We start from the raw sequence: 23,087 nt of genomic DNA on the forward strand, positions 1-23,087 counted from the left end.
TGGTGGTTCGAAAAAAGTGAGGATCGAAGGAAAAGGAAGAACCCCGGCACTGTCGTGCCGGGGCACCTTCGCTGCACCATCGGAAATCAGCCGATATGCTCGTCGATTTTCTTTGCAATCATGTTCTTCGGCATGGCACCAACCATCTGGTCGACAACCTGGCCGTTCTTGAACACCAGCATGGTCGGGATGCTGCGGATGCCGTACTGGGCAGCCGTGTTGGGGTTGTCATCAACATTGACCTTGGCAATGACAGCCTTGCCTTCGTAATCACCAGCGAGCTCTTCGATGACAGGTCCGAGCATCATGCAGGGTCCGCACCATGCAGCCCAGAAGTCAACGAGTGCAACCTTGTCCGACTCGAGGACTTCAGCCTTGAAGTTCTGGTCGGTAGCCACGAGATATTTTCCGCTCATTTAAGGTATCCGATTAAATTGTTTAACAAGTAAAACGCCATATAAATACATCTCGACGAATGAGGAAAGTAACAAAAAAACCGCTACCCCGCAATTTTGACATTGTCCGGCCCCAGAATTTCCTCCAGCTTCATGAGAGCATCCTCATCGGGGGCAATCGGTGAACTGCGGGCAAAGACGCTGAGGGTTTCGATAGACTCGCCGGCCTGCACCCTGACCTCGAAATCAACCGGAGTATCGCCCCGGTGCCGATCAAACACCTGCTTCACCTTCCGGAGGCGTTCGAGCTGCGTCTCCTCGTCGGCATCGACCTTGAGGACTATTTTGCGGATCAGGGATTTGCGGACCTTCTCTACCGGAAGGACCTCCCGAACAAGCAGCTTCAGCATCCCCCCGTCCACTTCCGCCTCTGCAACAAGCATCACGACCCCGTCGGGCTTGAGCAGGTGGGCGTACTGCTCGTAGACACTGGCGAAGACCGTAAAGTCCGCCTTGCCGGTAAAATCCTCTATCGTGCCAAAGAGCATCTGCTTGCCCTTTCGGTCACGGTAGGGCTTGGTCGAGACGACGAGCCCGATGACACGGTACTGGCGGGAAGGAGTTATTTCGCGCATGTGGAGCTGAAGCGAAGAGAACGCAACCCAGTCACGACGCCACGGGGAGAGCGGATGGCGGCTCAGATAGAACCCCACCAGCTTTTTTTCGTGCATCAGCTTTTCAGGTTCCGCCATCTCCGGGGCAGGCTCAAGGTCAGGATAGTGGGCATCCTCTTCCACCGTGCCCTCTTCGACGCTGAAGAAACCGCACTGGCCGAGGGTGACTGCCCGGTTTTCTATCTGACCGAACTTGATCGCCTTGTCGATGTTTGCAAGCAGGCGGGCCCGGTGAGGATCAATTTCGTCAAACGCGCCACAGAGAATGAGACACTCGAGCGCCTTACGGTTCATTACCCGCTGATCGACCGAAGCGGTCAAGTCGAACAGGTTCAGATAGTCCCTTTTGCGGCGGAGCCGGGCCGTAATGATAGCCCTTGCCGCACCGCCGACCTGCTTGACGGCACTGAGCCCCACACGGATGGCCGGCGGACCGGCCGAGTCGTCGACGGAAAAAAGCGCGTCGCTTTTGTTGATTGAGGGCGGAAGAATCGAAATCCCGAAGCTCTTGGCCTCGTCGGTAAGATGTTTCATCCGGTCGGTGTCGCCGATCTCGCTGTTGAGGATGGCGGTCATGAACTCAATGGTGTAATGCGCCTTCAACCATCCTGTCCAGTACGCAAGAACGCCGTAAGCAGCAGAATGGCTCTTGTTGAACCCATAGCCGGCAAATTCCGCCATGAGCTCGAAAACCCGGGTCGCCAGAGTGTCGTGCACCCCCTGTTCCACGCCGCCCTTGACGAAGTCCGCCTTGAACTTCTCCATGATTTCGGGCTTTTTCTTGCCCATAGCCTTGCGGAGGTTGTCGGCCTTTGCCATCGAGAACCCGCCCATCACCTGTGAAATCTGCATCACCTGCTCCTGGTAGACAATGACCCCGTAGGTCTCCTTCAGGATGGTTTCAAGCATGGGGTGCATGTAGTCGATGGTCTCCCGGCCGTGCTTGCGGTCCACGAACAGGTCGACGGCATTGCGTTTTTCATCGATGCGTGCGTTGAGCGCCCCGGGACGGTAAAGGGCGCTCATGGCGATGATATCTCCAATCTGGGTCGGCTGGAGACGGGTCATGTAACTCTGCATGCCTGAGGACTCGAACTGGAAAATACCGGCCATCTTCCCCTCCTGGAAAATCTTGAAGGTCTTCCGGTCGTTCATCGGTACCGTTTCAAGCTCGATGTCCACTCCGTGGCGTTTTTTGATGAGCCGGAGGGTTTCGTCGATGACCGCCAGGGTCACAAGGCCGAGGTAGTCGATTTTCAGGAGCCCCGCCGTTTCGATCCAGTTTTTGTCGAACTGGGTGACCACCTGCTTCTCGCCGGCCCCGTCGGAAGTTTTCAGCTTAAGGCCGGCCGGCTCGTCAAGATCGATTTCATCGGCGTACTGACGTTCCTCGGTCTCGATCTTGTTGGAGACATAGAGCGGAACCTGCTCCTCAAGCGGTCCTTCGGTGATGACGACCGCACCGGCGTGCATCGAAACATTGCGGGCCCGTCCTTCGAGTGCCCGGGCATAGTCCATGAGCGAGCGGATTTCGGGGGTGCTGTCGGCATACTCCCTAAGCTCCTTCACCTCGAGCAGCGCCTTTTCAAGGGTGGTGCCGGGTCTCTGGGGCACCAGCTTGGCCAGACGGTCCGCAACTGAGAGCGGCACCTCGAGCACGCGTGCAGCATCACGGATGGCCGCCTTGGCGCCGAGGGTACCGATAGCCACCACCTTGGCTACGCTGGCCTCGCCGTATTTCTCAACGGTATACTCGAGCACCTTCTGCTTTCCGACCGGCGTGAAGTCGATGTCGATATCGGGCATCGAAAGGCGCTCGGGGTTCAGGAACCGCTCAAAGAGCAGTTTATACTTCAGGGGATCGATGCGGGTAATGCCTGTCAGATAGGCGACAATGCTGCCGGCCGCCGATCCCCGCCCGGGGCCGACGGAATAGCCCATCTTCCGGGATGCCTGGATAAGGTCGCTGACAATGAGGAAGTAGGAGCTGAACCCCATCTTTTCTATGACGCCGAGCTCAAGCTCGATGCGCTCCTTCACCTCCTCGGGTGTGATGCCGTCCCGAGGGCTTTGGCCGTACTTTTCACGGGCACCCTCCCAGGTCAGGTGGCGGAGGTAGGCCGCCTCATCCGGGAACGCATCGGGAACCGGAAAATGCGGAAGAATCGGATCCTTCTCTGAAAATGCGTAGGTGCAGGTCTCTGCGATCCGGACGGTGGCGGAGAGCTCGCCGTAGCGGTCGTCGAAGAGCAGCCCCATTTCTTCGGGGGATTTCAGGTAGTAGTCCTGGCCGGGAAGGGCAAGCAGGTTCTGGCTGGAGAGTTTCTCCTTCGTCCGGTTGGCAACCATCGCCCGGTAGCATCCGGCATCACGCCGCTCCAGATAATGGACATTGTTCGTCGCAACCAGCGGAATCGAGAGTTTTTCACCGAGCGCCACACTAGCGGCATTCAGCTCGTCGTCATAATGGGTGCCGTGGCGCTGCAGTTCAAGGTAGAAGCGGTTGCCGAACACTTCCCGGTAATATGCCGCCAGCGACTCGGCCTCTCCGGAGGCTCCTGAGAGAAGGGCCCTGCCGATACGGCCGGAACTGTATGCGGAAAGACAGAACAGTCCGTCATGATAGGTTTCAAGCAGTTTCGGATCAACATGCGGCATGCCGTTGTTGAACCCGTCCTTCGAGGCTCTTGAGAGGAGGACGCAGAGGTTGCGGTACCCGGTTTCATTCTGGACAAGCAGGACAAGCGAAGGCGCCTGAGCCTGTTTCTGCTGATGATCTTCGCCCTCAAGCAGCAGAAGCTCGCTTCCGATGATGAGCCTTACGCCGGCGCCGGCAGCATCGCTGAACAGCTCCGGCATGTTGAAGATGGCACAGTAGTCGGTAACAGCAACGCTCTTCATCCCGAGAGCTGCAGCCTTCCTGAACAGTTCGCCCGGAAATATCGGGCTGCTCTGCATCGAGTAGTGCGTATGGGCGTGAAGGTGTACGAAATCCATAGGTGCCGTGCTCTCCTGGGGAATGAAAAGGGATGGAGTAATATGTGCATTGCTAGGCAAACATGCACTATCCTGCGTCATGAAAAATCAGGCCGCAAACACCACCGTCGCATTCCGCCCACTGCCAGGCGCTGTTGAGCGCCCCTCGGCAATAATCAACGATCATGAGCGATCATGAGCGATCAGCGGCACCCGCCGGCCGGCCAAGCACGCGGCGCAGGGGCTCCCTCTGGCGTTCAGGCTGCAGCATGGACTCAACACGGTGAGCAGGGAGCATATTCATATAGAGCGACTCGTAGGAGCAAACCATCGCATCGGCCGAAAATCGCTCAAGGAATTCCTGTCGGCACCGGCTACGGGAAATGGTGTCAATATCCCGGATGGCCCTTATGAAATCCATCCGGCTGTGGCACACGAACCCGGTCTTCCCCCCGGTGATGATTTCCGGAGCCGAGCCGCACCCGCGGACGATGACCGGAGTGCCTGAGGCAAGGGCCTCAATCATGACCAGCCCGAACGGCTCGGGCCAGTCAATGGTGTTGAGCAGCGCCCGCGCGTTTTTCAACAGCTCTCTTTTCCTGCACTCATCAACCTCGCCGACATACTCGATGAGCGGATGCTGGAGAAGCGGCTGGATTCGATGCAGGAAATACTCTCTGTCGGCAGGATCGATCTTGGCGGCAACCTTGAGGCGGACCCCGCAGGCAATTGCAAGCATGATTGCCTGGTCGGGGCGTTTTTCCTCTGAAAATCTGCCGAGGTAGAGGAAATAATCGTCAGGATGCAGATTATAGTCGAACGAGGATGGAGGATAGCCATGGTAGATTGTCCCGACCCAGTTGATGTCGGGGACGGGACTGCGCTGATTGTCGCTGATCGACACCAAGGGAAGATGGCGGTAACGGCGGAGGATTGCGGCATAGTCGCCGATATCGAGCCGGCCGTGCATGGTGAACACGGTAGGAGATGATGCATGCACGGCGTAAGGAAACGTCAGGTACTCGAGGTGCGAGTGGATGATATCGAACTCGGCGACCATCTCACCGTACACCTGGGCAAGCATCAGCATCGTCGTAATCAGCGGTGAATGCTCCCTTCGCCCGAGCCGCAACCCTTCCCTGATGGGTGCGATGAGCCTTGCGCTGGTGATTGAATCGCCCGAAGCAAACAGGGTGACATCATGACCGCGGGCGACAAGGCCTTCAGTCAGGTGATAAACCACCCGTTCAGTGCCTCCGTATTTTTTGGGCGGCACCCGTTCAATAAGCGGGGCGATCTGTGCAATCCTCAGCGGCGTGTTCATCGTTCATCTCCTTGTGATTCATGAAGCAGTGTATGGAAGTTCGGTACGCACGTTCGTTCTGATCCTGCTGGTTTTGCAGTAGAGGGTAAGCGGCAGTTCGATGTCTTCAAGGGAGTGGACCAGCACCGACACCCGGTCGTGCAGTACCCTCACCTCAACCATCCGGTCGCGCCAACGGACCGAGAAGGAGAGGCTCTCCCACTTTTTCGGAAGCCAGGGTTTCAAAACCAGCCGGTCCGACTTGATCGAAAACCCCCCGAATCCGGTGATGACCGTCTGCCAGGTTCCACCGACCGCGGCGGCATGGATACCGAGATCGGTATTTTTATGGAGGTTTTCAAGGTCGAACAGCGCCGTTTTCATGAAATAGCTGTAGGCCCGCTGGCGCCTGCCGGCCTGGATACCCATTATGGCGTGGATGCAGTGACTGAGCGATGACTTGTGCGCCGTGCGCTTTTCATAGAAATCGTAATTGACTTCGGTCTCTTTACGGCTGAATGCATGAGGAAAAAGCATGATCAACATCACCACGTCACCCTGCTTGATGAGACGGGTCGAAGCAATGTTGCGATACGTCACCCCGCGGGGCAGAACCGGGTGCCCTTCACGATCGAAGCGGTCGATCACATGGTCCTTCAGGGCGAAATAGCCGTCAAACTGCTCGATGACCCCTGTTTTCTGATCGCGCCTGAAGCCGAGCTTGCGGCTTATGCGCAGCCATGCAGCCGCTTCGGCATGGGTGAGGGAAAGACGTTCAGAAAGGGCTTCGAGCACTTCCGGCCGGGATTTGCCGACATGCTTGAACAACATGGCCGCAAGTTTGAGGTGCCATTTGACGAGCGCATTGGTATAGGCGTTGTTGTCGACATGCTCGTGGAACTCATCGGGCCCGATGACGCAACGGATCTCGCATCGCTCCCCGCTGTCGATGACACGGGAAGCCCAGAATCGCGCCGTAAGGAAAACCATCTCCAGTCCGCAATCAACGAGGAACGCCTCGTCTCCTGTAACCCGGAAATACTTTTCCACACCGTATATCACATCAGAAACGATGTGATCCTCCTCTGCCCCGGTATAGATGAACCGGATGGTCCGCTCCAGCTTGGAGGCAAAGCGCGGCGTCACATCAACACCGGTCGTTGCCGACTCCCATGCATATTTGGCCCCTGCGTACCCCAGCCTCCGGGCGTTTTCCCGGGCACCCGGCAGCGTATTGAACCGGTAGAGCAGCATGTTTCTGGCAATATCGGGAAAGTTGTAGATGAAGAACGGAAGGATGAAGATTTCCGTATCCCAGAACACGTGGCCGAGATAGCCCTCACTGCTGAGAAACTTCGCCCCGACGCCTCCTGGTGCCGGCGGACCGTTGATGAGAAGCTGGTAGATATTGTAGCGAAGGGCCCTCTGGGCGGCATCGTCGCCCTGTATCCGGACGTCGGCCTGCTGCCACCGTTCATCCCAGAGGCTCACATGGGAGCGGATCTCCGCCTGTACGCCCTTGCGGACAAAGGCGCGAAGCCTGCAGATGGCGTCTTTCATCATGGCCTCCGGAGGCACTTCCCTGCCGGTAGTGACAACGGCAAGCTTTTCAAACAGGTATGGCTTTCCCCGCTCAACCTCAAGGGTGATTTCGCTGGTGAACTTCTCCCCGTAAATCCTCGGCTCCCATTTCAGATTCTGCCCCTGCGGTGAAACCAGCCGCCAGGAAGCCGCTTCGGCAATGCGCATAGCCTGCTCGCGGGTCTTCATCTCCAGATACATGAAGTTGCGTCCGCGCTCGATTTTCTCGAGCTGGAGGTGCTTCAGCATTTCTTCAGGAAAGTAACCGCGGTTGCAGACATCGCCATTGAGCCCGCTTAACACACGGAGCGGACCGGAAAAATTTCTCGGGGTTATCCTGACCAGCATGCACCCGTAATGCTGGTTGTGCAGCATTACGAGGCGGAGGGTCTCAAGGGTGAGGATTTTTCCCGTAGGGTGGCGGAAGGTGGTCCTGCGGTGCAGCGCACCTTTTTTGAGGTCGAGGATCTGCTCATGCTGGATGGCGCGGGAGGTGGAGAGGCAGAACTTGTGACCCTCCGCCCAGAGCGACAGGTCGGTCCACATCGGGCACTTGACCAGTTCCTCCACATCAGCTTCAGACTTGTCGTACACACCGGAAATGTACATCCCTCCGGCATGGCCGGGAGGCAGTTCTTCAAGGCTTCCCCGGATGTTGAGGTAGCCGTTGCCGAGGGTCAGGAGGGTCTCGTTGATGCGGATACTCTTTTGGCTCCGCCGGAATCCGCTCTTGCGCAGAAGCCACTCCTCATCAGAAAGCTCCAAAAGGCTGTCAGCCCAGGGTACTCTTGCATCCGCTCCCATAACAATCTCCCCGGGAAATACTCCCGTTCCTACGTTTGCAATGGGGGGCTAATGGTAAAGCAAACAGCCATCCATTGAAAAACGTTCAACGGGCGCCCTGAAGAAAACGACCCGGGGACCCGATCGGCACAGGGCCCTGTAAGGGAAATTCGGAACAGAGCAAAAAAACTACTGCCCGGAAGGGCTGATTTCAGGGGTGCCGGTATGGGGATAACGCATTTTTTCTTATTATTTAAGAACACGGCCCCCCATAAAGGCGTCCGACGGATCCACCTTCAAGCCATCAAAGGATCCGGGGATTGCAAAAAGCCGTTTCACCAATGCTTTAACCGCCACCTGTCTTGGAGCAAAACACCTACAACCAATGCCCCGTCTGCAGCTTCCCCCTCACTGCCGACAGCGCCATCTGCCCCCGGTGCGGCAACGACATTCTCGAAGAGATCTCCTCGCTTGACCAGCAGGACAGGGAACGGCATAACCGTACCATAGAAGATAAAAAAGCCGAATGGTACACCCGTTGCCTGACCGACAAGCTCGCCAGCTTCCAGACCCCCGAAGAGGGCGCCCCGATAGATATAAAAGAGAACCGGGAGGCCCGCCATATCTGCTGCAGCCCCGATGAAGCAGAATTCCTTCGCACCATCACCCGCAGGGACCTGCTCCGCGATGGAGGACTGAGGAAAAAATGGTGGGAGTCACTGACCGCCGAGTGGAAAGACGTGGTCCGCCACACCCTGAAAGTGGTTCGGGACCCCGCTGACAATGAACTGCTCGCTTTTTTCGACACGACCCATCTGCGTTGCGACAACCGCAGGATCCACGACCTCCTGCCGGTCGCCCCCCTCGAGAAGCTGCAGCAGCTTCGCTGCGACGAGTCCCCCATCGAATGCCTCGATCCCGTAGCCGGCCTCACGAACCTGCAGCGTTTGTATGCCTTCGACTGCGATTTTTCTTCCCTCGAACCGCTCCGCGGACTGAAAACGCTGAAACTGCTCTGGATTTCAAGCACGAGGGTCACATCGCTGGAACCGATACGCGACCTGGAAAACCTTGAGGAACTCTACTGCTCTGAAACCTCAATCTCCGACCTCTCTGCACTACGCAACCTCAAGGCCCTCGAAAAGCTCAGCTGCTACAAAACTGGGATTACCTCCATAGATGCGCTCTCGAGCCTTGAAAACCTCATAGAGCTCGGCATCAACCATTCGGCGGTCAATGACATCACGGCACTCGCTGAACTCAAGAACCTCGAATACCTCCGCTGCAACAAAACCGCAATTGAAAGCATCGAACCGCTCCGCAATCTGCCGTTCCTTCGCGAACTCAGCATAGCAGCAACTCCGGTAAGCAGCATCGAGCCCCTTGAGATGCACAGCGAACTCGAAGAGCTTGACATTTCCTATACCCATGTGCACTCGATCGAGCCGATCATGGCCCATGAAAGCCTTGAGAAACTGGAACTGACTGCGGGCCGGATACCTGACATCGAGCTGGAGCGCTTTATTGAACTGCACCCCGACTGCGAGGTCATCCTGAAAAGCTGACCGGAAGAAGACGCGGGATACACTCCTCCCCCCCCCCACCACACACACAAACGCATAATGGCGGCCCGATGGCCGCCATTATGGCGTATTGCCTGTGCCTGCATGCGCCGGCACCATGGTCCTGAATGTTACATAAACACAGCGAGGAGGACACCCGCAGCAACAGCAGAGCCGATGACGCCGGACACGTTCGGCCCCATGGCATGCATCAGAAGGAAGTTGTGCGGATCAGACTCAAGGCCGACCTTGTTAGAGACACGGGCTGACATCGGCACAGCCGAGACACCGGCAGAACCGATAAGCGGATTGATCTTCTGCTTGAGGAAGAGGTTCATGAACCGCGCCATGAGGACACCGCCGGCAGTTCCGACAGCGAAGGCGATGAGGCCGAGAACGAGAATGCCGAGGGTCTCGATGTTCAGGAACTTCTCTGCAGAGAGCTTGCTGCCGACACCGAGTCCAAGGAAAATAGTGACGATGTTGATGAGGGCGTTCTGAGAGGTATCGCTGAGCCTGTCAACAACACCGCACTCGCGCATCAGGTTGCCGAACATGAGGAACCCGATAAGGGGAGCAGCCGAGGGCAACAGAAGTGCGCAGAGCAGGATTACGACAATCGGGAAAATGATCTTCTCCCTCTTCGATACATAACGGAGCTGGCTCATCTTGATCTTGCGCTCCGATTCGCTGGTCAGCATCTTCATGATCGGAGGCTGGATGATCGGCACAAGCGCCATATAAGAATAGGCGGCAACAGCAATGCTGCCGAGGAGCGCCGGGCTGAGACGGGAAGCCACAAAAATCGAGGTCGGACCGTCGGCGCCGCCGATGATGCCGATGGAAGCGGCATCCTTCATGGTGAAGTTGATACCCGGAACATACTGCGAGAGAACGAGTGCGCCGATAAGGGTCGTGAAAATACCAAGCTGCGCAGCACCGCCGAGCAGGGCGGTTTTCGGGTTGGCGATCATCGGGCCGAAATCGGTCATGGCGCCGACACCCATGAAGATGAGCAGCGGGAAGACACCGGTTTCGATGCCGACATGGAACACATAGTAAAGGATGCCGCCCTCATCATTGATATAGGCCAGCGGTATGTTCGAAAACACAGCGCCCATACCGATCGGAATGAGAAGCAGCGGCTCAAACCCTTTGGAAATGCCAAGGTAGATGAGGAGAATGCCAACGCTGATCATAAGCAGCCGGCCGAGCCCTTCGGTCCAGGTCAGGTTGTTGTCGGTAACAAGGGCATAGATACCGGTACTCTCCATAAGGTTATTCATCACCATGCCGATCGACAGCCTCTCGTGGGTCACCTGGGATCCCTGGATGTTCACGAGGAGGTCTTCCTGGGAAATCCGGATGAGTTCAGTCCCGGCAGGAATCGGCGAGTACTTGTGATAGAGGGAATCGTTGATGTAGGTGATGTGGCCCGATACGCCGGCAGTCACCGTAATCTTGTTGTGGGCCTCGTCGGAGAAGAGGGCGAGAAAATCTCCCTGCTTTATTTCGTCACCAACCTTCAGGTTCCGGCTGTCGCGTATCGGAACCTTCACCAGCTCAAGGCTGTCTGGAACCTGAAGTGTCACCGAATTGCCTTCGGTCTGGAAAAAAGTCTGGGAAAACCCTGCCGTACTGAAGAGCAGCAGGGAAAACACGACTAACAGTAATTTGCGCATAGTTGTGGTTTGAAACCTATGAATTTTTCAGGGTTGCCCTCCATCCCTCCAGACTGAGGGCCGAAAGGATAGGGGGCGTGTCACTCTGGTTTTATCAGGCGATGTATACGAGCACGTCGCCGGTAGCCACCGTATCGCCGACGGCGACATCGATGGAGACGACCTTTCCGGCCCTCGGCGACTTGACGGGAGATTCCATCTTCATGGCCTCGATGATGGCGATCTCATCACCCTCGGCAACCGTGTCACCGACTTCGACGGAGATTGCCATGACGGTTCCGGGAAGCGAGGTTTCAACAGGAACACCATCACCTGAAGAAGGAACGGCTGCAGGTGCTGCTTCTGCGACAGGTTTCACGGCGCCGGTTCCATCGGCAACCGAAACATTGAAGGACTTGCCGTCCACGGTAACGATATAGTTTGACATACAGGATTTCTGAGGTTTGACGATGAGTTCATTAAGACGCTGATTCACATTCTTCGGTTCGGCCGTGCCCTGCTTTTTTGCCACCTTTGCAGCCATTTCAGCCTCAACATCAGCTTTGTAGCGGATGCCGAGCGGCTTGTCGCCCTGGAGGAACGAAATCCCTTTTGCGCCGCATGTTGCAGCGATGAAGATGTTCTCTTCGGTGACGGGAACGCCTGCTTTCTCAAGCAGCGAACGGTTGTAGGCAATGCCGAGCTCGGGGTTGCGGTCATTGATGTCGTGCACATCCTCTTTCGTCGGCTGAAGTCCGAGCTGTTCGGATGCGAGCCGCACCACTTCCGGATCAGGCTCTGCAGGGGTGTTGCCGAAATAGCCGAGCACCATCTTGCCGTAGCTGTCGGTGATCTTCGTCCAGGGGCCCTGCACGGTGTTTGCGAAAGCCTGCTGGAAATAGAACTGGGAAACCGGGGTGACGGACGAGCCGAACCCGCCCTTGGCAACCACCTCACGCATGTTGCGGATGACCTCCGGGAACAGGTGCAGGGTGTTGTTGTCGCGCATCATCTGGGTGTTGGCCGTAAGCGCGCCACCGGGCATCGGCGAGAACGGGATGACGGGGTTTACCTCCTTGGCTTCCGGCGGCATGTAGTACTTCTCCATCCGTTCAGCAAAGAGCGCCTCGACCTCGATGTACTTCTCGGGATCGATGTCGAGGGTATAGTCGGTGCCGCGCAGGCGGTGCCACATGGTAAGGATGTCGACCTCGGCCGTGCCTCCGCTGACGGGGGCCATGGCAAGGTCGATGATGTCCGCTCCGCCTTCTATTGCAGCGAAGTTGCAGGCAACACCCATACCGGCGGTGTCATGGGTGTGGAACTCGATGATGGTACCCTCTGGGAGCATCGCGCGTGCGCCCTTGATTGATTCATACACCACCGTCGGGGTCGTCACGCCCGAAGCGTCCTTGAAGGCGACGCTGTCGAACGGAATACCGGCGTCAAGGATCTCACGAAGCTTGTCGAGGTAGAACTTCGGGGTGTGGCAGTAGCTCTCCTTGAGTCCGGGAGGCAGGCCCATGAGGGCAATGACAACCTGATGCTTGAGACCGGCATTGTGGATGCACTGGCCGGAGTAGGCGATATTGCGCACGTCCATCAGGGCATCGAAGTTGCGGATGGTGGTGATGCCGTGCTTCTTGAACATCCTTGCATGCAGGTCGATGATGTCGCGCGACTGCGATACCAGACCGACGACATTCGCACCCCTTGAAAGGGTCTGGAGGTTGATGTCGGGTCCGACAACCCTGCGGGCTGCATCCATCATCTCGAAGGCATCCTCCTGGCAGTAGAAGTACAGGCTCTGGAACCGGGCGCCTCCACCGATCTCGAAATTATCCGTCCCGGCTGCAACGGCAGCCTCGAGAGCGGGGATGAAATCCTCAGTCTTCACCCGTGCGCCGTAACAGGACTGGAACCCGTCACGGAATGAAACATCCATAAACCGTATTCTTTTCATGTGCCTTCTTTGGTTTTATTGAGCTTTTTCAGTTCGTCGATACGCTGTCATCTGCCATGGAATACCGGGGCCGTTCCTTATGCCTGCCGTGAGGCATGGGCATGGACTGCCGCGGTGATCACGGCCGTCATCCGGGCTGCATCGCCTGCGGTACCCATGGTGACGGCAGCTTTCTTCATGTCCTTTTCCTTCTTTTTCCGCCGCTTGGCCTCGACCTCGTCAAGGAGGCTCTTCTCTTCATTGAGCGCGTGGGTTCTGTACATATTAGAAAGAATCGAGATCATCATTATCATCAGCATGAGGAACACATACACGGTGAGCATACCCACCACCATGAGAATTACGCCGTCAAACGCCATAGCTTCGATAGTTTATTGATTGTTAGAATAGAAAATGGAACCCCGTCAGTCCGGCACCAGCCTGTACGCCTTACCCTGCAGCCTCAAGAGCACGCTTCGAATCATTCTCGATCTCACTGTGGAGGCTGTTTCCGTGTGCGTCCATGGTTACGATGGCCGGGAACCCTTCGACCTCGAAATGCCACATCGCTTCCGGCACGCCCATCTCCTCAAGCAGATCCACACCGGTGACCTTCTTGATGCACGCCGCATAGTACTGCGCTGCACCGCCGATTGCGTTCAGATAGACCGCCCCGTGCTCCTGGAGCCCCTGGAGGGTCTTCGGCCCCATACCCCCCTTGCCGATGATGGCACGCAGGCCAAGTTTCTTTATCACATCCGCCTGGTATGGCTCTTCACGGATCGAGGTTGTCGGGCCCGCAGCGTTGACAGCGTATGATCCGTCCTCATTTTTAAGGATGACCGGTCCGCAGTGATAAAGGACACCTCCGCATGTATCGACTCCTTCGGGAAGGTCATGGTGCATGATGTAGTGATGGAACGCGTCCCTGCCGGTATGCATTTCGCCGTTGACGAGCACCACGTCGCCGACCCTCAGCGAGCGTACCTCCTCTTCGGTGAGAGGGGCCTTCAGCACCACCTCTTTTCCGGTGAGAGGCATCCCCTCCCCTTTGGCCATGCGGGTGATTTCATTTTCGTCACGGAACTGCCACTCTTTCACCGACCCGTCAACCGGATCGACAATGATGCCGAGACGGCGGTAGGCCCAGCAGTTGTAGGCAACAGACACGAAAAAGCTCGCCGGTACCCGGTGCGACTTGCCGATCTTGCAGCCAAGCAGGGTGGTCTTTCCGCCGAAGCCCATCGGGCCGATGCCGAACGTATTGGCCGAAGCCATGATGCTCTCTTCGAGGCCCTGCAGTTCAGGATCCGTATTGGTGTCATCGACCCGGCGGAACAGCTGCTTTTTGGCCAGCTCGTAGCCGCTGGTGCGGTCTCCCCCGACACCGACGCCGATGAAGCCCGGGCTGCAGCCCTGGCCCTGCGCCTGCCAGACCGAGTGAAGGATGCACTTGCGCACGCCGTCGATGTCGCGTGCAGCCCTGCCGAGTCCCGGAACCTCCATCGGAAGGGAGTACTGGATATTCTTGTTCTCGCAGCCGCCGCCCTTCAGAATGAGGCGCACTTCAATGTCCTCTTTTTCCCAGGGCTCGAAATGGATGACGGGGACGTGGCAGCCGAGATTGTTGCCGGAATTCTTTCCGGTGATGGCGTCAACAGCGTTCGGGCGGAGTTTGCCGGTACGCGATGCCTCAGCGATGGCTTCTTCGATCTCCCGTTTCATAAAGAGCTGATCGACACCTTTCGGGGCGTGGATAAAGAAAGTCGGCATGCCTGTGTCCTGGCATACCGGAGCAACCCGGTCGACCGCCATGTCGATGTTGAGCGAAATGGCCGACATGGAAAGCCCTGCCCTGGAATCGGGATCCTCTCTCTCTATAGCCGCAGCGATGGCACGGCGGACATCGCTCGGAAGGTTGGCGGAGGTCTCTGTGATCAGCGACAGTATCGAATTACGGAAGTTGGTCATCATAACAAAACAGCTATGCGGTTCAATGAAATTTCTTCTGGCACTCAGGCCGAAACGATACGGCCTGCAACGTCATGCTTGACAAGCAGCACCGGAATGTCGCAACCGCGGAACACCGCTTCGGCAACACTGCCCATCATGAGCCGCTTGAGGCCGGTGCGGCCGTGGGAGCCCATGATGATGAGATCAGCGCCCCACATGGCGGCCTGCTCGGTGATGACGCTGTCCGCCTCTCCCTTGAGCACCAGCACATCGGCCGAAAGTCCCTTCTTTTTCTCACTCATGAGCAGGGATGAAAAGTGTTCGGGAAGCACATCCTCCTGACGGGGCCCGCCGATTTCCACGCCGTACCCTGCTGCGGTCTTTTCAGCAATATTGCCGCCGTGCAATACATGAAGAAACCGCACATGCGCGCCTACCCTGTGGGCAAAATCGACGGCGTAGCGCACTGCCGTATGCGACGCTTCGGAATAGTCCGTCGGACAGATGATTTTGGTAAGATGGATCATAGTCAGAGAAATGGAACCAAGGGTTAACCGCCAGCAGCCAAAAGAGCCCTCTCAGCCACAGGGGGATGATGGTATCTACAAAATACCAATTTAAACTTTTTTTAGACTTAAGCTATCAGATTGTGACTGGTTCGGCCAAACCGGAGGAGATCATAAATGCCCTTCCCCGACTGCGCTACCCTTCCCCAGCAACCAGGCTTGCCCGACACAGGGCGCGCTCGTATATTACTGAAAACAAGAGAGCTCCGTTTCCTACAAACCTCCCCCTCTGGCCCCATCACGGGGAGCTGCCATGGACCGACTGCCGGAATCGCTTCTGGACCCTCATGCATACCCGCATCCCACCGGTGCAGTCGAATTGGTCGAAACCCATATTTCATGGGTATTTCTTGCGGGCAGCTATGCCTACAAGATTAAAAAACCAGTCGACCTCGGGTTCCTTGACTTCTCAACCCTTGAAAAGCGCTGGAAGTGCTGCAAGGAGGAGCTGCGGCTGAACCGGAGGCTATGTCGGGGCATCTATCTTGATGTTGTGCCCGTTGTCCGAAGAGAGGGACGGCTCCATATCGGTAGAGAGGGCGAAACGGCAGACTACGCCGTCAAAATGGTGCGTTTCGACCGGACACAGGAACTCGACCGCATGCTCCGGTCCGGCCGCCTGGAACAAGCCCTGGTCGAACATCTTGCCTCAAAGGTCGCGGCCTTTCACACATCCCTTGATCCGCTCCCGCCCTCAACCCCCTACGGAACAGCCGATACGATCCTCACGCCCATGCTCGAGAACTTCAGCCATCTGGAGCCGGCCGCAACCGATGCCGGCGAGGGCGCCCTTGTCGAGCAGCTGAGAACGTGGACCCTCAAACGACACAGAGAGCTCGTTGCGGTGTTCGCCAGGAGGAAAGCCGCAGGATGCATACGCAGATGCCACGGCGACCTGCACACGGGCAACATGGTGCTGGTGGATGAAGAGGTGGAGGTGTTCGACTGCATCGAGTTCAGCAGGCTGCTCAGCTGCATCGACGTCGCCAGCGACGCCGCTTTCCTCTTCATGGACCTCCTGCATGCCGAAAGGAAGGATCTGGCATGGTGCTTCCTGAACCGGTGGATGATGGAAACCGGTGACTACGACGCGATGCGGGTAGTACGTTTCTACACCCTCTACAGGGCTATGGTGCGGGCCAAGGTGAGGGCGATTCGATACAGCCAGGAAACAGGCGAAGCGCGAAAGCTTGCCCTGCAGGAGCACCGTTCCTATATCGGTTTTGCCGGCCGGTGCATAGAGGATGAGCAGCCGTACCTGCTCATCACAACGGGACTCTCAGGCAGCGGCAAAACGACCCATGCCGCCGCACTCGCCACGACACTTGGCGCTGTGCATGTCCGGTCCGACGTTGAGCGCAAGCGCCTGCGGGGCTTGAAACCGCTTGAGAGCAGCCGGGAACTTCCGGAGTCCATCTACACCACAGAAATGAGCCGGGCGACCTACAACCGGCTGCTTGAGGCCGCTGAAGCCGCGCTTTCCGGCGGCTACCCGGTCATTGCGGATGCCGCGTTCCTCAGCAAAAAAGACAGGGAAGAATTCACTCAGCTTGCAGCATCCCTCGGCTGCCCCTGCAGGATCCTCGCCTATGAAGCACCCGATGAGGTGCTCATGGAACGGGTTCGACTGCGTAGTGAACGGCACAGCGACGCCTCCGAAGCAGGCGAAGCAGTCCTTCTGGACCAGTATGCCAGGCGTGAGGGGTTCAGCGATAAAGAGGAGCTGCTGCTGCTGAAGATATCAACTGCGGGAAGGATGGACCCGGAAGCAGAAGGGAGACTGGTTACAGCCTCCCTCCACTGACCTGTCAGACATCTATGCCGAAAGCGTAGCGGATGGCATAGCCTGCGAGGAAACTCAAGGCGGCAACCGAGAAGCTCAGCCCGACCATTTCAAGGAACCGGGTCCTGAAGGGCACATCGCGGGCAACGGAAATGTAGTAGTTGAAGAACCCGATGATGCAGACCGCTCCGAAAAACGACAGCCCGAGCGATACGTAGAGATCGGGAACGAACATATAGGGGGCAACCAGCACCACAACGGTCATGAGATAGGCTATGCCGGTGTAGATGGCTGCGCGGAAAGGGTTGTTGCCGTTCGGTTCCGACTTGGTCGACAGATACTCCGAAGCCGCCATCGAGAGTGCTGCGGCAAAGCCCGTGATGGAGGCAGTAAGCGCAACAAGCGCGGTATCCTGCAGGGCGAGGGTCAGACCTGCAAGCACACCCATCAGTTCAACCAGCGCATCGTTCAGGCCAAGCACAATCGAGCCGGTGTACTGCAGGCGTTCCTCGTCAAGCAGCTTGAGCAGGGCCTCCTCATGCTCCTCTTCGTCGCGGAGGATGCCGTTGACTTCATGCAGCGATGGCGGCAGGGCTCCGTAGGCGTCGAGTGCGCCTTTTTCCCCCTTCTCCATAAGCCTGATGCCGAAGGTGAATCCGAACAGCATGCTGACCAGTGAGTAGAACCAGATCCTGAAACGGCTCGGAGCCACATCCCTGCGGGTATGGGTCTTCCAGATGTTGTAGTGCCGCATCTCGTCATCGGCGATCTGTGCCAGGACCCGGCGGTTCTTCACCCCGTGGACTCTGGTAGCCAGATTTCGGTAGATATGGTACTCGGTGATCTCGTTCTTCTGGAATGCCTCGATCTCCCTCTTGTTCAGTTCCCTGTTGCGTTTCACAGTCCTGGTGTTTGTTATTGTTGGGGTATGCCGTTACCGCGAAAGCGTCGCTGCCTCGATCAACTCATTCATCCGCGAGACAAAGCCCGTGGTGGAATCCAGTCCGCCCTCAAGAAGCAGTGCCCCTTCGTACAGCTGATGGATTGCGGTACGGATGAGGGGGTTCTTGTCGTTGGCCATCATCATGCCCGACAGGTTCCTGATGATGGGATGCGAAGGGTTCACCTCGAGGATCTTCCTGCCGGCCGGCATCTCCTGCTGCATCATCTTCATCATCCGCTCCATCTGGCTGTCCATGGCGTCTTTGCCGCTGACGAGCGTCACGGGAGAGCTGACGAGGCGGTGTGACTCAAGAACGTCCTCGATGCCCTCGCCAAGGGTTTCCCGAAAGATCTGGAGTAGCGGAGCAAGCAGATTTTCAGCAATCGGCTCCTTCTGGTCCTTCGTTCCTTTGGAGAAATCAATGTCCGCCTTTTCGATGGACTTGAGCTGTTTTTTGTCGTACTCGTGGATGGAGGGAATCACGAACACATCAACCGGATCACTGAGCAGCAGCACTTCGATCCCCTTATCCTGGAAATACTCAAGGTTCGGATTGGCCAGAAGCTGGGCCCTGCCTGCGCCGGAATGGTAGTAGATCTCTTTCTGGTCCGGAGCCATACGGGCGGCGTACTCTTTCAGGGTGACGTACTCCCCCTCCCCGGTCTTGGTGCTCTCGAAGCGCAGCAGCTCGATGAGCTTGTCGCGGTTTGTGAAGTCGGTGTTCAGTCCGATTTTGACAATGGGGCCGAAAGCCTTGTAGAAGGTCCTGAACTTCTCCGGCTGAGCGGTAGCAAGCTCCTCGAACCAGCCAAGGATCTTCCCGGTCAGGATCTGCCGGATTTTCGACATTACGGGGCTCGACTGCACGATTTCACGCGACACGTTCAGCGACAGGTCCTCGGTGTCGACGACGCCCGCAATGAAGCGGAGGTACTCGGGAAGAAGATCACGGCACTCGTGCTGGATCATCACCTTTTTCACATACAGCTGCGGACCTTTGTTCTCAAGTTCACCCTGGCGGTAAAGCAGCTCCATCGGGGCCTCTTTCGGCAGAAACAGGATCGCCTTGAAGCTGACCGCACCTTCCACCGAAATGTGAAGGTAGTCGAGGGGTTCGTTGAAGTCGTTGCTGATGAACTTGTAGAATTCGTTGACCTCATCCTGCTTCAGCTCGCTCTTCGGACGCTGCCAGAGGGCGGTGATGCTGTTGAGCTGTTTCTTTTCGAGATAGATCGGGAAATCGACGAAGTTGGAGTACTTCTTGATGATGTGCTCGACCCGGTACTCTTCTGCAAACTCCTTGTGCTCGTCCTTGAGGGTGAAGGAGATCCGGGTTCCGGGCTCTTTCTTGTCGATCTTTTCGATCGTGTAGGTCCCCTGGCCTGACGACCGCCACCGGAGGCCTTCAGAACCAGCCCGTGCGCTGCGGGTCTCGACACTCACTTCGTCGGTCACCATGAATACCGAGTAGAACCCGACGCCGAACTGGCCGATGAGATTTCCATCGAGCTCCTTCTTCTCCTGGCGGAGCGCCTGCATGAAGCCGAGGGTGCCGGACCTGGCCACGGTGCCGAGGTTGGCAATCAGCTCCTCCTCGGTCATGCCGATACCGGTATCTTCAATGGCGAACGATGCCGTCTTTGGATCAAGGGTGATCCTGATGGCCGACTCTCCGGAGGCTTTGGCCATGGTGTCGTCGGTGAGGGCACTGAATCGCGCCTTGCTGAGGGCGTCGGAAGCGTTGGAGACAAGCTCGCGGAGAAAGATTTCAGGATGGGTGTAGAGGGAATGGACGATGAGGTCGAGCAGCTGTTTCATTTCTGCCTTGTACTCGAACTCCTGAACTGCTGTATTCTGCTTGTTGCTCATGATGAAAAATCGTTGATCTCGTTCGTAGTATAAAAGAATATGCCGCCGCTGGTAAACGGCAAAGCCGCTGCCCTGGCCGGCGGGCGAAGGAGGAATTTAAGGGAGACTGGTAAATATAGCAAGCCCCCTTCCGGAAGCCCTCAGGAGCGGCGGAGTTTTTTGCGTGCGGCAACTTCTCCTGCATAGACCCTCTTGATGCCGTCGCCCATAGCTTTTTCAATGTCGCGGATATTGTCCACGAGACGCGACATCCCGGAGATCTCCACAGAGGCGGCCTGATCCGACCCCCACATGGCACGATCAAGGGTGACATGGCGCTCGACGAAGGTTGCACCGAGCGCAACGGCCGCCCAGGTAGTAGAGAGCCCGGTTTCATGGCCGGAATAACCGATCGGCGTTTCCGGATAAAGCGACTTGAGGCGAGGGATCATCTTAAGGTTGAGCTCCTCGACCGGACACGGATAGGTAGAGTTGGTATGGGCGATAAGGAGGTTTTCGGACCCGAGCTCATTGACGGCGGCCTCAACCTCATCCATGGTCGACATGCCCGTTGAAATGATGAGGGGACGGCCTGTGGCCTTCGTTTTCCGTAGCAGGGGCAGATCGGTGAGCGAAGCTGAAGCTGCCTTGTAGCACGGCGGCTCGAACGCCTCCATGAAATCAACCGCCTCTTCGTCCCAGCACGAAGCAAACCAGAGGATACTGTTCTCCCGGCAGCAGCGGTCGATCTCGGCGTACTCCGCCGCTCCGAACTCAACCCTGTAACGGTAGTCGATGTATCTCATCCGGCCCCAGGGGGTATCGCGCTCGATGTCCCGCTGGTTCTCCGGCACGCAGAGGTCCGGAGTTCTTTTCTGAAACTTCACGGCGTCGCACCCGGCAAGGGCCGCGCCCTCTATGAGTTTTTTTGCGACATCGAGGGACCCGTTGTGATTGATGCCTATCTCGGCGATGATGAAAACGGGCTGGCCGTCACCGACAGCCCTGCCACCTATGTTCACTGCTTGCATTGCTCTTTTGTGATAACGATGAAATAATACTGGTCGACCGACCCTGTCTAAAGGCTTCTCAGGCGAAGGAGCCATTCAGCAAAATCCCTGAACGCCCCGTATCCTCCATTCGCGGCGGCCCGGTAGTGAACCAGGGGCTCGACAAACGATGTCGCGTCACCGGGACATGCCACGAGTCCTTCTGCCGCAATGGCCTCCATGATCTCCACATCATTGACGTCGTCGCCGATGTAGGCCAGTTCGGAGAGCTGCAGACCGGTTTCCATAAGGACCCCCTCCAGCATCGCACGCTTATCCTTGACACCAAGGTACAGGCGTGTCATGCCGAGCTTTTCGGCACGCTTCCGGATGCTCGGAGACACTTCCCCCGTCATCACTGCGGTATCGATGCCGTGAAGACGCAACCGCTCCACCCCCATTCCGTCCCGGATCGAGTAACGCTTCATCACCTCCCCTGACTCGGAATAATAGACTCCGTTGTCGGTGAACACACCATCGTTGTCGGAAATGACGAGCCGAACCTGGGCAGCACGGGTCGCAAGCGTTGCAAAAGGCAGTGAGAGCATAGGAATCAGCGTATCATGGATCCGCCCCCGGGAAGGCTCACTGAGAGCGCATACCCCGGAAACAGAGGGACTGTTTCTGCCGCAGAATATATGAACATTTTGGTCATTTTCCGGCATACGCATTAAAAGCGCACCACATAAGCAAAAGGCTGTCAACAAGTTATCAACATTCCATACACATCAAGAAGCAGTGTTATCAACAGCACGCCAGAAATTACGCCAGGCAGAAAAAAACAAAAGAATATCCGGTAAACTGCTTTATAGAAACGACTTACAAAACTACACACCCTTAACATCATGCCGACAGCGCCTGGAGAAAGAGATGCGGCGCCGGCCGCAGGGAAAGTTATCAACACCGGCAGCGAATCCCGAAAGCAAACCGCTACAGGCTCCGGGGCACTTTCACACCACAGAATACACCACGCCGGAAAGAGTACGCCAAAGTAATGCAGTGCCGTAATAATGACCCCATGCCGCATGCTCCAGCCGCTCCCTCTTCTTGAACCGGGGCTCAGCTATTCGGCCAAGAGCACCCTGCGGCAGGCCTGCAGTTCTTTTTTACGCTTACCTGTTGCGACGGGATATCGGAGATCCAGCCCCTTGAAAAGATCAAGCAGTATGGAGGAAACAATCAGCCGGGCATTGCGCTTGTCATCGGCAGGAACGATATACCAGGGGGCATCGGCACTGCTGGTCGCCGACAGGCAGGCGGCATACGCTGCCATGTATTCATCCCAGTATCGGCGTTCCTCGATGTCGCTCATGCTGAACTTCCAATTTTTGGCGGGTCTGTCGATCCGCTTCAGGAAGCGCAGGCGTTGTTCCTCTTTTGAGAGGTGGAGGAAAAACTTCACGATCCGGGTACCATTGGCGTGAAGATGGCGTTCCATGTCGTTGATCGAGCGGAAGCGGGCTTCCCATACATCCTCCTTCCGGGGGTGACCGTTGGCGATTCCTTCGCTCTCAAGGATTTCGGGGTGAACGCGGACTATCAGCACCTCTTCATAGTAAGACCGGTTGAAGATGCCGATACGGCCCCGGGAGGGAAGGGCGCAGGTGGTGCGCCAGAGAAAATCGTGGGAGTGCTCCTCCATTGACGGATGCTGGAAACTGTGGACCTCGCATCCCTGCGGGTTCACTCCCGTCATGACGTGACGGATGCAGCTGTCCTTTCCTGCCGCATCCATAGCCTGGAACACCAGGAGCACCGCATAGCGGTTGTCGGCATAGTGCACCGCCTGCAGTTCACTGAGCGCCGTCACTTGAGCTGAGAGCAGCTCCCGGTACTGCTTGCCTGATGAGTACAAGGGAGCAGCAAGCGTCGGACGGGAAGAAAGGTCGAGCGTGTCGCCGGCAGCAACCCGGAATACTGAGGTATCAAGCAAGCTGTCCATGGCCGTGTCTCCTGGATTGACTGCAAGGTGAAATCGAGCTGCACTCTATAACAGGTAATATAGCACAGCATGCTGCAACACCCTCCGATTGGCCGGCCTGAAACAGAAAGCGGCAGGAAGACCGGA

At 57.0% G+C, this 23,087-nt stretch carries 16 protein-coding genes; 2 read left to right on the forward strand and 14 right to left on the reverse strand.

The annotated features are described in order from the left end of the window. Positions 1-86: 86 nt before the first annotated feature. The 4 genes from trxA to A3K90_RS02830 all read right to left on the reverse strand — a co-directional run bounded on the left by trxA (position 87) and on the right by A3K90_RS02830 (position 7,733). Positions 87-416, reverse strand: coding sequence for a thioredoxin (gene trxA, locus A3K90_RS02815; RefSeq protein ID WP_303681077.1), 330 nt, complete (start codon positions 414-416; stop codon positions 87-89). An 83-nt stretch (positions 417-499) separates the two neighbouring features. Continuing rightward, entirely contained in the window at positions 500-4,066 is a 3,567-nt protein-coding gene (gene dnaE, locus A3K90_RS02820) for a DNA polymerase III subunit alpha (RefSeq protein WP_303681078.1), read from the reverse strand. 172 nt (positions 4,067-4,238) lie between these two features. Next, the gene (locus tag A3K90_RS02825; protein WP_303681079.1) at positions 4,239-5,369 is read right to left on the reverse strand and encodes a glycosyltransferase family 4 protein; all 1,131 of its coding nucleotides are present in this window, start codon (positions 5,367-5,369) and stop codon (positions 4,239-4,241) included. Between the two features lie 18 nt (positions 5,370-5,387). Continuing rightward, on the reverse strand, positions 5,388-7,733 hold the full coding sequence (locus A3K90_RS02830; protein ID WP_303681080.1) for a glycoside hydrolase family 65 protein: 2,346 nt from the start codon (positions 7,731-7,733) through the stop codon (positions 5,388-5,390). Between the two features lie 341 nt (positions 7,734-8,074). Between A3K90_RS02830 and A3K90_RS02835 the strand changes: the two genes are divergently transcribed. Then, on the forward strand, positions 8,075-9,277 hold the full coding sequence (locus tag A3K90_RS02835) for a leucine-rich repeat domain-containing protein (protein ID WP_303681081.1): 1,203 nt from the start codon (positions 8,075-8,077) through the stop codon (positions 9,275-9,277). Positions 9,278-9,405: 128 nt separating this feature from the next. On the opposite strand, the gene A3K90_RS02840 is transcribed toward A3K90_RS02835, so the two are convergent. The 5 genes from A3K90_RS02840 to A3K90_RS02860 form a co-directional block, all read right to left on the reverse strand. Then, on the reverse strand, positions 9,406-10,956 hold the full coding sequence (locus A3K90_RS02840; RefSeq protein WP_303681082.1) for a sodium ion-translocating decarboxylase subunit beta: 1,551 nt from the start codon (positions 10,954-10,956) through the stop codon (positions 9,406-9,408). A gap of 94 nt (positions 10,957-11,050) precedes the next feature. After that, positions 11,051-12,898 (reverse strand): biotin/lipoyl-containing protein, encoded by a 1,848-nt coding sequence (locus tag A3K90_RS02845; protein WP_303681083.1) that lies wholly within the window; start codon positions 12,896-12,898, stop codon positions 11,051-11,053. A gap of 77 nt (positions 12,899-12,975) precedes the next feature. Then, positions 12,976-13,257: an OadG family protein gene (locus tag A3K90_RS02850; protein WP_303681084.1), complete on the reverse strand. Its 282-nt coding sequence runs from the start codon at positions 13,255-13,257 to the stop codon at positions 12,976-12,978. 70 nt (positions 13,258-13,327) lie between these two features. After that, positions 13,328-14,848, reverse strand: coding sequence for a fumarate hydratase (locus A3K90_RS02855; RefSeq protein ID WP_303681116.1), 1,521 nt, complete (start codon positions 14,846-14,848; stop codon positions 13,328-13,330). A gap of 44 nt (positions 14,849-14,892) precedes the next feature. Next, complete coding sequence (locus A3K90_RS02860) at positions 14,893-15,357, reverse strand: universal stress protein (protein ID WP_303681085.1); 465 nt, start codon at positions 15,355-15,357, stop codon at positions 14,893-14,895. A 292-nt stretch (positions 15,358-15,649) separates the two neighbouring features. On the opposite strand from A3K90_RS02860, the gene A3K90_RS02865 reads away from it, so the two are divergent. Beyond that, positions 15,650-17,200 carry a bifunctional aminoglycoside phosphotransferase/ATP-binding protein gene (locus A3K90_RS02865; RefSeq protein ID WP_303681086.1) on the forward strand — a complete coding sequence of 517 codons (1,551 nt, stop codon included), beginning with the start codon at positions 15,650-15,652 and terminating at the stop codon, positions 17,198-17,200. A 4-nt stretch (positions 17,201-17,204) separates the two neighbouring features. Here the strand turns inward: A3K90_RS02865 and A3K90_RS02870 are convergent, their stop codons facing one another. From A3K90_RS02870 to A3K90_RS02890, 5 genes are all read right to left on the reverse strand, one after another. Beyond that, complete coding sequence (locus A3K90_RS02870) at positions 17,205-18,080, reverse strand: VIT1/CCC1 transporter family protein (RefSeq protein WP_303681087.1); 876 nt, start codon at positions 18,078-18,080, stop codon at positions 17,205-17,207. Positions 18,081-18,113: 33 nt separating this feature from the next. After that, a complete protein-coding gene (gene htpG, locus A3K90_RS02875; protein ID WP_303681088.1) occupies positions 18,114-19,991 on the reverse strand; it encodes a molecular chaperone HtpG in 1,878 nt (625 codons plus the stop codon). Positions 19,992-20,131: 140 nt separating this feature from the next. Further along, a complete protein-coding gene (locus A3K90_RS02880) occupies positions 20,132-21,001 on the reverse strand; it encodes an N-acetylneuraminate synthase family protein (RefSeq protein ID WP_303681089.1) in 870 nt (289 codons plus the stop codon). A 47-nt stretch (positions 21,002-21,048) separates the two neighbouring features. Next, entirely contained in the window at positions 21,049-21,567 is a 519-nt protein-coding gene (locus A3K90_RS02885) for an HAD family hydrolase (RefSeq protein WP_303681090.1), read from the reverse strand. 515 nt (positions 21,568-22,082) lie between these two features. Next, positions 22,083-22,961, reverse strand: a complete 879-nt coding sequence (locus A3K90_RS02890; protein ID WP_303681091.1) for an ADP-polyphosphate phosphotransferase — start codon at positions 22,959-22,961, stop codon at positions 22,083-22,085. Positions 22,962-23,087: the final 126 nt, after the last annotated feature.

Source organism: Pelodictyon luteolum (assembly GCF_001622165.1).
Classification (GTDB): Bacteria; Bacteroidota; Chlorobiia; order Chlorobiales; family Chlorobiaceae; genus Chlorobium; species Chlorobium luteolum_B.